The organism is Mycobacterium sp., assembly GCF_035314665.1.
In the GTDB taxonomy this organism is placed as follows: Bacteria; Actinomycetota; Actinomycetes; order Mycobacteriales; family Mycobacteriaceae; genus Mycobacterium.
Genome location: NZ_DATFZD010000365.1, coordinates 1 through 11,030 on the forward strand (window position 1 = coordinate 1; position 11,030 = coordinate 11,030).

Annotated in this window: 6 protein-coding genes and 1 pseudogene; 2 read left to right on the top strand and 5 right to left on the bottom strand. The window is 66.6% G+C overall.

Going from position 1 to position 11,030, the window contains the following annotated elements:
- The 4 genes from VKI00_RS25290 to VKI00_RS25305 form a co-directional block, all read right to left on the bottom strand.
- Positions 1 to 2,618, bottom strand: a 2,618-nt coding sequence (locus tag VKI00_RS25290; protein WP_324443236.1) for an AAA family ATPase, incomplete at its 3' end; no start/stop codon positions are given.
- A gap of 343 nt (positions 2,619 to 2,961) precedes the next feature.
- A complete protein-coding gene (locus VKI00_RS25295) occupies positions 2,962 to 5,754 on the bottom strand; it encodes an ATP-binding protein (protein ID WP_324443237.1) in 2,793 nt (930 codons plus the stop codon).
- Between the two features lie 322 nt (positions 5,755 to 6,076).
- On the bottom strand, positions 6,077 to 7,060 hold the full coding sequence (locus VKI00_RS25300; protein WP_324443238.1) for a S1C family serine protease: 984 nt from the start codon (positions 7,058 to 7,060) through the stop codon (positions 6,077 to 6,079).
- Positions 7,061 to 8,061: 1,001 nt separating this feature from the next.
- Complete coding sequence (locus VKI00_RS25305; RefSeq protein WP_324443239.1) at positions 8,062 to 8,442, bottom strand: response regulator; 381 nt, start codon at positions 8,440 to 8,442, stop codon at positions 8,062 to 8,064.
- Between the two features lie 313 nt (positions 8,443 to 8,755).
- Here VKI00_RS25305 and VKI00_RS25310 point away from each other — a divergent pair, with 313 nt between their 5' ends.
- Positions 8,756 to 9,352 carry a sigma-70 family RNA polymerase sigma factor gene (locus VKI00_RS25310; protein ID WP_324443242.1) on the top strand — a complete coding sequence of 199 codons (597 nt, stop codon included), beginning with the start codon at positions 8,756 to 8,758 and terminating at the stop codon, positions 9,350 to 9,352.
- Between the two features lie 47 nt (positions 9,353 to 9,399).
- Here the strand turns inward: VKI00_RS25310 and VKI00_RS25315 are convergent, their stop codons facing one another.
- Positions 9,400 to 10,092 carry a response regulator transcription factor gene (locus VKI00_RS25315; protein WP_324443240.1) on the bottom strand — a complete coding sequence of 231 codons (693 nt, stop codon included), beginning with the start codon at positions 10,090 to 10,092 and terminating at the stop codon, positions 9,400 to 9,402.
- A 133-nt stretch (positions 10,093 to 10,225) separates the two neighbouring features.
- Here VKI00_RS25315 and VKI00_RS25320 point away from each other — a divergent pair.
- Positions 10,226 to 11,030 (top strand): annotated as a pseudogene (locus VKI00_RS25320) (YncE family protein); the annotation flags it as partial.

Here is an 11,030-nt window from a genome sequence, read left to right on the forward strand (position 1 = left end):
GTCCGCGCGAGCTGGGCGATCTGATGCTCTTGAGGGGTCAGTTCGACGCCCGGCTCCTCGCGGTGCGTGCGTACCTTCTCCCCGGTGGCCTCAAGCTCGCGGCGGGCGCGGTCGGCAAATGCGTTGGCGCCCATGGCCGAAAACGCGTCAAACGCGGCCCGTAACTGCGTGCTCGCCTCGGAGCGGCCGTCGGTACGCCGGAGCCACTCGCCGTAACACAGCCGCGCCCGCGCGAGGAAAGTCGCCATCCGGGTGTGACTGAGCAACTCGATGGCCTCTCGGTAGAGCTCGTCGGCGACATCGCCGTCGGCCAGCAGGGCCCGCGCAAGCGCCGCCGCGCCACGGGCCCAGTCGGTCCCGCTGGCCGCGGCCACCGCCGACAACCGCTCACACGCCGCGGCGGCGCGATCTGGCTGGCCGCTTCGTACCGCGGCCTCCACCAGTTCGGGCAGCGCCCCGTTCGCGTTCATTATCTCGTTCGCACTAACGGCGTCGTCAGCAGCCACGGCGGCCCTGCTGTAGTCAGCTAGGCTGTTGTAGAGCACCGCCTTCATAAGGTCCACAAACGCCAGTGCCACGCCCTCACCCCGGGTAGCAGCACCGACAGTCATCTTATCCATCAGTTCGCTTGCCCGGGGGACGTCTCCGCGCCACACCGCCAGCATCACCGCGCAATACAAATCGCGCTCCGGGCTCGTCGGATCAATGCTCGCCTGCTCCGACATCAGTGCCTCGGCCTGAGCGAACTCACCTGACTGCGCGTGAAACATCACCAGATGGCCGAGTGCAAACGGGAGCCAGCTCAGGGTGCCGCTGGAGCGGGCGAGCCGAACCTGGCCGCTGGCCAGCTCGAACCACGCCTCGTCGTCCCTCAGCTCGATGGCCACGAGGTTGTAGGGGTGGCACAGCGCGTCCAATCGCTGGGGCTGGGCACGATATTGGCGCAGCGCCTCTTTCAGCAGCGGCGCCGCGGCGACATATCCGTCAACTACCCGCACCGCGAGCCCGCGCAACAGCAGCTGAGGATAGGGCAGCGGCTCGGGCCCCAACGGGGCGGATAGGGCTGCCCGCGCTACCTCCGACATGCCTGCCCCGACGGCGAGGCGCCCGGCGTAGATGCCGGCCACCACAGCTTCCAGGTAGGTATCCGATGCCTGGTCGGCATCCAGCGGCTGCAGCCGCTGCGCGGCCTGGAGCAGCAGCGAGGGCGCCTCCCCGCCGCAGTTGAGCCCAAATGCGATCTGCGCGTGCATCCGCTTAACCCGCGCGTGGCCGCGCTGGTCGAGGGGACCGGCGTCGGCGGCTGCCAGCAGCTGTTGAGTCGCGACGAAATCGCCGGCGGCGTATTTGGCTTCGGCGGCAACCAGCGCACGAGCGGCCCGCCGACCCGGATCGGGGGTCAGCGCCACCGCCCGCTCCCAAAATGCCGCAGCCGCCGCGGCCCCGCCGCGATGCTGGGCGCGATCGGCCGACCCGATCAGCTCGGCGGCCACCTCCTCATCGGCAGCGTCCGCCGCATGGGCGCGATGCCACGCCCGCCGATCCGGATCGACCTGCGGGTCGGTCGCGTCGGCGAGGGCGGCATGAGCCGCCCGTCGTTCCTCGACGTCGGCGGCCTGGTACACCGCCGAACGCAGCAACGGGTGACAGAAGCGCACCCCCGCGCCGATGTCCAGCAGCCCGGCATCGACGGCCGAATGGGCCGCGGTGATGTCCGAACCCAACCTCAGAGCCGCGCGGCTCAGGAGGGCGGGGTCCCCAACCGGATCGGCGGCCGCCAGCAACACCAATTGTTGGGTTTGCCACGGCAACCCACGCAACCGCGTCAGGTACTGGTCCTGTATACGGCTTGGAACACTGGCGGCGTCGGGCAACGCAAACCCGCCCGCGAAATCCACCGAGCCAAGCTCCAGCAGAGCCAACGGGTTTCCGTGTGCTTCCTCGACGATGCGTCTTAGCACGCTCTCGTCGACCCGCGCCGTGGTCACCGATGCCAGCAGCGCGCGGGCCGGTTGCTCGGCCAGCCCGGATAACCGCAGATCAGGCAAGCCCGCCAATGGATCCTCCGGGACCGCCATGGAGATATCGGGCGTCCGGGCCGCAAACACCAGCCCCACCGGCTCGACCAGCAGCCGCCGCCCGACAAAACCGAGCACCTGAGCGGTGGCGCGATCCAGCCACTGGACGTCGTCGACCACGCACAACAGCGGCCGGTCCTCTGCCGCCTGCGCCAACAGGTTCAGCGTCGCAAGCGCCACCATAAACGGGTCCGGGCGCGCCCCGGACGTCAGACCCAACGCCACGCTGAGGGCCTCGCGCTGAGATTCGATCAACTCGCCCAGGCAGGAGAGCATCGGCGTGCACAGATCGTGCAGCCCGGCGAAAGCCAACTCCATCTCCGACTCAACGCCCGTGCACCGCGCCACCCTAAAGCCGGCCGCTCGATCCGTCACGTGCCGCAGCAGGGCGGTCTTGCCGATCCCCGCCTCACCGCGCAGCACCAGCACCGCGCTGCGGCCGCCACGCACCTGATCCAGCAGCCCGTCGAGCGCCGCGCACTCGGTTTGCCGCCCAGACAACGACGTCAACGAGTTCCCGTCACGATGGCGATCGCCCACCAGCAACCACCGTCCTCACCGCACCGAGGGCCTGAACACCGCGAATCTTAACGCCGCCCACGCGGTCGTGAAACGCCGCACATCCCCGGGCCCGCGCCACCACTTCGTAATACCAAGGTGCTGAGCTTTGACGCCGACACCCGCTAGTGCTTTGGAACCGCGCTCGCGAAAATCGTGGTCGAAGAGTATTGCGAGCGGTTCTCGCCACCAATCCCCTCTACCACTCGCGGAGGACCCTGCGGGTATTCCACGGCGGCTCATCCTGGGGCGCAGCCCAATTCGACTCCGCTGTGTCTACGGCCAGCCTCGTGCCAGAAACCGCTGATGCGCGGTGGTAAGCGGGTTATCGGTCTCGCGTGGCGACGGCGAGTGGGTGACCGCGGCGAGCGAGGGCGGCGTCGAGTTCGTGGCGTGAGCCGACGTCGAGCTTGGTGAAGATGTTGCGCAGGTGCCATTCCACGGTGCGTGCGCTCAGGAACAGTTCGGCGCCGATCTCTGGGTTAGTGCGCCGTGTCCGCGCGAGCTGAGCGATTTGATGCTCTTGCGGCGTCAGTGCGGCGCCTGGGTCCTGGCGGTAGGCCCGTACCTTTTCTCCGGTGGCCTCCAGCTCGCGGCGGGCGCGATCGGCAAATGCGTTGGCGCCCATGGCCGAAAACGCGTCAAACGCCGCCCGTAGCTGAGTGCTCGCCTCGGCGCGGCGCTGGCTGCGTCGCAGCCACTCGCCATAGCACAGCCGTGCCCGCGCGAGGTGCGATGCCATCCGCGTCCCGACGAGTAACTCGATGGCCTCCCGGTAACGACCTTCGGCCACATCGCCGTCGGCTATCAGCGCGCGCGCCAGCGCGGCCGCCGCAAGAGCGCTGTAGGTCCCGCTGGCCGCGGCCATCGCCGACAACCGCTCAGCGGCCTCAGCGGCACGCGTCCGCTGGCCGCTTCGCGCCGCGGCCTCCACCAGTTCGGGCAGCGCCCAATAGGAGATGAGGAAGTCGTTTGCGCCGACTGCGTTGTGCGCCGCCTCGGCGGCTCGGTCGTACTCCGCCTGAGCGTTGTAGAGCACTGATTTGGCGAAGTCGACATAAGTTAATGCCACGCCCTCGCCCCGCCTGGAACCGGCTATCACCATCTCTTCAAATAGGTCGGTTGCGTGTGCCGGGTCGCCGCGCCAGGCCGCCAGCAGCACCGCGTCGTACTGCAAGCTGATCGCGCCCACACCCGGGTCCAAGGTCTGCCACTCCGAGATGAGCGCCTCGGCCTCAGCGAACTCGCCAGCCCGGACGTGATACTCCGAAAGCCAACCCAGCGCGACCGGAAGCCAACTCAGGCTGCCCGTGGTGCGGGCGAGGTGTACCTGGCCGCTGGCAATCTCAAACCACGCACCGTCGTCCCACAGCTCGGCTACCACTAGGCAGTACGGGTGGCACAGCGCATCCAGCTGCATCGGCTGGGCTCTGTAGAGGCGCAGCGCTTCTTTGAGCAGCGGAGCCGCGGCAACATGGCCATCGAGCACCCGCACCGCCAGCCCGCGCAGCAGCACCAGCGGATGCGGCGGCTCGGGCCCCAGCGGCACGGATTTCGCCACCTGCGCCACCTGGGCCAAGCTATCCCCGGCCGCGAGGCGGCCGGCGTACATGCCGGTTACCAGGCCTTCCAGCAGGGTTTCCAGCGCCAGAACGGGATCCAGCGGCTGCAGCCGCGCCGCCGCCTGCAGCAGCAGCAGCGGGGCCTCTCTGCCGCGGTTGAGTAGAAACGTGAGCTGCAGGCCGAATCGGATCTGCACGCGCATGCGCTCAAGGCGCGCCTGCCCCTGTTGGTCGAGTGGACCCATCTCGGCGGCTGCCAACAGTTTTTCGGTCGCCGCGAAATCCCCCGCGGCGTATTTGGCTTCGGCCGCAACCAGTGCCCGCTCTGCCCGCGTGGCCGGATCGGGGGTCAGTGGAACCGCCCGCTCCCAAAACGCCGCCGCCGCCGCCACCCCGCCGCGGCGCGCCGCGCGATCGGCCGACCCGATCAGCTCGGCGGCCACCTCCTCATCGGCAGCACCCGCCGCGTAAGCGCGATGCCAGGCCCGCCGGTCGGGGTCAAGTTGCGGGTCGGTCACTTCGGCCAGAGCGGCATGCACGACTCGCCGCTCTTCCTCCTCGGCGGCCCCGTAGACCGCCGAGCGCAGCAACGGGTGGCGAAACCGCACGGTCGCACCGATGTCCAGCAGTCCCGCATCGACGGCCAAGTCGGCCGCGCGCATGTCCAGACCCAGCGCGTGTGCCGCGCGCTGCAGCAGCGCCGGGTCCCCGACCGGATCGGCCGCGGCCACCAACACCAGCCGCTGGGTTCCCCGCGGCAACCCGCGCAGCCGCGTCAGGTACTGGTCCTGGATGCGCCGCGGCACACTGACCGCGTCGGGCAGCGCAAATCCGCCCGCGAAATCCACCGCGCCCAGTTCCACTAATGCCAGCGGGTTTCCGTGCGCCTCCTCCACGATGCGTGTGCGCACGCTCTCATCGAGACGAGCCGTAGTCACTGATGCCAGCAGCGCCCGAGCCGACCGCTCATCCAGCCCGGACAACCGCAGGTACGGCAACCCCGCCAGCGGATCGTCCAAGGCGTCCGTCGTTCGGGTCGCGAACACGAGCGCGACCGGCTCGGCCAGCAGCCGCCGCCCCACAAAGCCGAGCACCTGAGCGGTGGACCGATCCAGCCACTGCACGTCATCCACCACGCACAGCAGCGGGTGCTCCTCAGCGGCCAGTGCGAACAGGTTCAGCGCCGCCAGCGCCACTAGGAACGGTTCGGGACGTTCCTCAGACGCCAGACCCAGCGCCACACTCAGCGCTGCACGCTGGGGTTCGATCAACGCATCCAGGCACGAGAGCATCGGCGCGCAAAGGTCATGCAGTCCAGTGAAAGCCAACTCCATGTCCGACTCGACGCCCACACACCGCGCCACGCTAAAGCCCGCCGCCTGATCGGTCACGTACCGCAACAGCGCCGTCTTACCGACCCCCGGCTCACCCCGCAGCACCATCACGGCGCTGCGGCCGCCACGCACCTGATCCAGCAGCAAATCCAGCGCCGCACATTCGCGTCGCCGCCCATACAACGACGTCAACGCGTCCGCGTCGCGATGGCGATCGCCCATCAGCAACCACCGTCCTCACCCGACCAAGCCCCCACTCATCCCCAACCTTAAAGCCAAACACCTCCTGGCAGGCCACGTGAAATGGTTGGCAATGTGTTTAGACGCCACTTGCTCGGGCACTGTGTTCCACAGCCGCGAGCAGGGTAAGAGCTATTAGACGGCATGGAGTGCTGGACCTCGCTCAATTGTGAAAGTGGGTTGCCGTCCGGAAATAGGTCCTGGCCGGGCCCGACCAGGTGACGGAGGGATGCACCACGATCGGCGCGCAAGCCGCGCGAGTCGACCTCGTTGCTCACCGCTGTTGGCCTGGAAGGGCAACTATCTACCGCCGGCCTAGGTCGGTGCCTAGGGTGGCCTGCACGGTCTTGGGCTGACCGGAACTGTCGGTGACGACCAAGGTTACCGGGGTGCCGGGTTCTTTGGATTGCGCCGCGGCCAGCAGCATGTCACCGTTTTCGATGATTTGGTTGTCGAGTTTGGTGACCAGCGCGCCAACGGTCAACCCGGCCGCCGCGGCGGGGCTACCGTTTTCCACCACGGTGATCTTGGCGCCGTGAGGGTCGATGTCGTTGCTGGCCTGAGCGCCCAGCCAGCCATGCGAGGCGTGGCCGGTGGCGAGCAATTCGGCGGCGATACGTGCGGCGTGATCGACGGGAATGGCAAAGCCCAGCCCGATCGATCCGCGATAGGCGGTGCCCGAGCCGTCGGCCGGGATCGCACCCTGCCCGGCCGCGTTGATGCCGACGAGGTCACCGTCGATATCAACGAGGGCGCCGCCGGAGTTACCCGGGTTGAGCGCGGCGTCGGTTTGGATGGCATAAAACGCGCCGAACCGCTGCTCGGGATCGGTCGCCGGAGATACCAGACGGTTGAGCGCGCTGATGATGCCGACGGTGACCGTGCCGCGCAACCCCATCGGAGTTCCCACCGCCGTCACCGGCTGACCGACGCGCAGATTGGCCGACGAGCCAATCGAGATTGGGGTGAGCCCGGAAATCTGTTGGACGCGACCAATGGCGATATCGCTCGCTGGGTCGGTCGCGATCACAGTGAACGGTGCGGTCCGGCCGTCGTTGAAAATCACCTCGAAGCTCCCCGACTGGGGCGGTCGGCTGCTCGCCAACGCTACGACATGGTTATTGGTCATGATCAGTCCATCGGCACTCAGGACGATCCCAGAAGCCATCAGGGGGTAGCCGCCTTGGTTGATTTGCAGTGTCACCACACTGGGCAACACCTTTGCCGCCACCTGCTCTATCGAGAATGCGCGGGGATCGGGCCGGTTTAGGACAGAATCAGCAGCCACGGATTGGCTGCCGACAGCCTTTGGATGGACAAGCACCACAACAGCGGTACAGATCGCTGCGACAAGCCCCGCCACCTCCAGGGCACGCACAATCAAGCGCCTAACGCGAGCCAGCCCCGGTCGGCGCGCGGTACGCGTGGCCGCCCGATGAGACGGGTACCTGCGGGCACGCCGGAGATGCGGCCGCACAGCTGGGTTATTCGGCTCATGCCCCTGTACTCCAGACATAGGCATCACGCGGCGACCGCCGTGGCCAGCTGACATGAGTGGTCTCCTTACCTTTTCGTTGGCGCCCACGCGTGGCGTTGGCCGACACGTCGAAGTCCATGGGGCTCAACGACGTTGCCGAACCGGTCTGCGAGTACGTCATCTCGGCGATGGCGTCGGTCGCGAGCAGAGTTGCGCGCAAGCCGCTTTCGCGTGTTACGTGCTGGCAGATCGGCTCTTGTTTAGAGTGCCGCGTTCGCATACGTCTGTCGCTACCGGCAACGCCAATCGATATACCCCGCTAGCGGGTATCGCGTGTGAAAGGTGCTGCCTTTCTGGCGAATTGTCAGAAATGATCTGGGCCGACCTGAGGCCTTCTCATCACCTCCATCACGGCGGTTGGGATTTTCTGCTGCGACCGTGTATCCGATGTCTCGTTGAAAGCGGCCTGTAGTGTGGCGCTGGCGTCCGATCAACCACCGAGGTACTAGGCGCGCTACCACCAATAGTGCTTACGCTCTAGGAGATCGCAGCGCGGTGGTGAATCGCCCAAGCAAACCGTGATGCCACGGGCTTCAATGTGGCCGCGGGGAAGCGCGCAAAGCAACTTGACACTCTTGCCAATCACCTCACCAGAGATTGGTCGTCAGTTTCCGTTGCGGTGTGAGTCCGGTCTGTGTGTGCCTGCCCGACTCAGCGCGGCACTGTTGCGCGGCTACTCAAGCGGTATCGCAAACATTGTGCGCCTTTCGGCCGCCATGGAAGAGCGCCGTGTTGGCCGGCTGGGTGTGCCGTTACGCGGCGAGTCCGAGAGCGTCCCGGATAGCGGCCCCGGACAGGGCGGCCTTGGGGATGAAGGCCAGAGCCGGGCTGGCAGCGACCAGTTCGGCGAAGTCCTCCTCGGCGTGCGTGGAGATCAAGATAGTCGGCAGGTCGGCGCCGAACCCGTTGCGGTGGAGCCGCTCAACGAGTTCAAAACCGCTCTCGTCACCGAGGTCGATGTCGACAAGCGTCACGTCGGGCCGCAGGTTCTCCACGCACTGCAGCCCTTCCGCGGAGGAGCTTGCCACCGCGACCACGCTGATTCCCTGATGCTCCAGCAACCGCGTCGCCGCATCGAGGAAATCGCGGTTGTCGTCGACAATGACGCACCGCACCCGATCACCTAGTCTCACCAGTTCAGTTTGGAGTAGCGACGGCCCGATGGCATGGAAGCTAGCAGGAAATTCGCCCCGAGACGGGAAGGATTGGCGGGCCTGCTGTGACGCCGGTCGCAATGAGGAGACTTGGCGGGCTGCGTAGCCGGGCGCGGGGTTACTGATCGGCGGCCAGATACCGGTTAGCCGGGAGACGCGGAATGCGGCTGACCAGAACCCGCCATGGTGGCCAGCGGTGCAGACGTGGGCCAGCGCGGACGCAAACGTAAGGCGGGTAGCCGGATAGACGCCGTTCGGGGCGCGACACGAGAGGTGCATGATGACCCTGCCAGTGGAATTGACTGCCGACGCGGGCCCTACGGCCGGCTTTGAAAACCAAATCGCTCCCTTGCTCAGCGACTTACACCGGCAGGCGCTGCGGATGACCCGCCATCACGCCGATGCCGAAGACCTGGTCCAGGACACGCTGGCAAAAGCCTTCGCCGGGTTTGACTCCTTCCGGCCGGACAGCAATATCTGCGCCTGGCTGTACCGAATCCTGGCCAACACCCACATCAGTAATTGCCGTAAAGCCCAGCGGCGTCCAGTACAGCATTTGGCGGAGGCGATTTCGGATCTGCAAGTGATGGCGAGCGCTGCGCATTCGGCAACGGGAATGCCGTCGGCCGAAGATCAAGCGCTGAAAAGAATTGGCGACCACGACGTCATCACTGCAATGCGCGCGCTGCCCGAGCAGTTCCGCCTCACCGTTTACTACGCGGATATCCAGGGACTCCCGTGCAAGGAAATCGCCACAGTGATGGACACGCCAATCGGAACCGTGGTGTCGCGCCTGCATCGCGGGCGTCGCCGACTGCGCAGGCTGCTCACCGAGGTGGGCCGGACGGAGGGCCATCGCAACTCATGGGGCCTGGCGCAAACGGCGTGAGGGGCCTGCTTGGCGCTGGCGCTACTGTGACACCGATCAGCTGCAAGTCACCGCGAGTCGAGAAACGTGATCACAGCGCGGACGCGACGATGGTCGTCGCCGGTCTCCGGTAGGCCGAGTTTGGTGAGGATGCTGCGGACGTGCTTTTCGACCGTGCCCTCGGTCACCCACAACTGCCGCGCGATGCCGGCATTGGATCGGCCCTCGGCCATCAACTCCAGCACCTCGAATTCGCGCGGCGACAGTACCGACAGCGGATCGTTGCGGCGCCGTCCGGACACCAGCTCCTGTACCACCGCCGGGTCGATCGCCGACGCGCCCTTCGCTACCCGCTGCAGGGTGTCGACAAAATCGGCGACGTCGGTGACACGGCTCTTGAGCAGATAGCCGATCCCGCGGCCGCTGGCCAACAGCTCCATCGCATGCTCGACGTCGACGTAGGCAGACAGCACCATAATCCCGGTGTCGGGCAGCTCCTCCCGGATCACCCGGGCGGCCTCGAGACCCTCGGTGGTGTGGGTGGGCGGCATCCGGATGTCCACCACCACCACATCGGGGTTGGTTTTGCGCACCAGCGCGAGCAGCTCGACAGCGTTGCCGACCTGGCCGACGACGGTGAACCCGGAGCGGTCCAGCAGGCTGGCCAAACCCTCGCGGAGCAGGGTTTCGTCCTCGGCCACAACCGCGCGCAGCGGGGCCGGCCCAGTGCTGGCCTCGGCGGTGCTTGTTTCCGTGGTCAAAGCGCTCGTCCTTCCGGGTTGCCTGCTTGAGGAACCATCTTGCACCGCGCGGTATCCGTTTTCCAGCTATCACCCATACCGGTTAGGCGCCAGCAGCGACGACCACGGACACCAGAAACGGCATCGTGAGTGCATGGTCCTGGAATGGAAAGCTCCGATCGGCGCTCGTTTGTTCGACGTCGTCGCGGGCAGGGACACCGATCAGGTCTATGTCGCCGCCGACGACTGTGTGCTCGTGCTGGCCGGCAGCGACATCGCGGCGCGCATACCCGTCGGCCCTGATACCAAGCGCCTGATTCTCGGCGACGACGAGGCTTTTCTTTACGTTCCCGGCTACGACGGTTCGGTACGGATCATCACCACCGCCGATCACACGGTCACGACCATCTACGGCAGCCCGAGCACCGCTGAAGTCGTCAGCCCCTCGGGGCGGCACCTCTACACCGCCCACATGGCGACCAGTCGCGAAAGCTTCGAAAGCTTGATTTCAGCGACCGCTGCAGACGGTACGTCGATCACCACCGTGGCGATCGAGAACTACGCCACCGGGATGGATCTGAGCCCCGACGGCGATCACCTCTACGTCGCGACTTCCCGGCTCAGTTCCTACACCCAGTACTTTCCCGGCTCGATCACGGTGATCGACACGGCGCAACACGACGTTGTCGACATCATCGCCGTCCCGCTGTCGCCGGACACCGTGACCGTGAGCCCGGATGGTTCGCGTGTCTTGGTGACCCACTACGACACCAACTCGATCTCGGCCATTGATGTCGAAACGCGCGAAGTCACCTCCATGCGCCTCCCCGACGCGCCGCTGTCCGCGGCGGTCACGCCCGACGGCACCGGCGTCTACGTCATCGGCATGCAGTCACTTGTCGCCGTCGACTTCCCGACCAAAATCGCGGAGATCATCCCCGCCGGGGAGATGCCGCGCC

Bases quoted from the DNA above. Each gene is read 5' to 3' on its own strand.
- VKI00_RS25295 (WP_324443237.1), bottom strand. From the start codon at position 5,754: ATGGGCGATCGCCATCGCGACGCGGACGCGTTGACGTCGTTGTATGGG.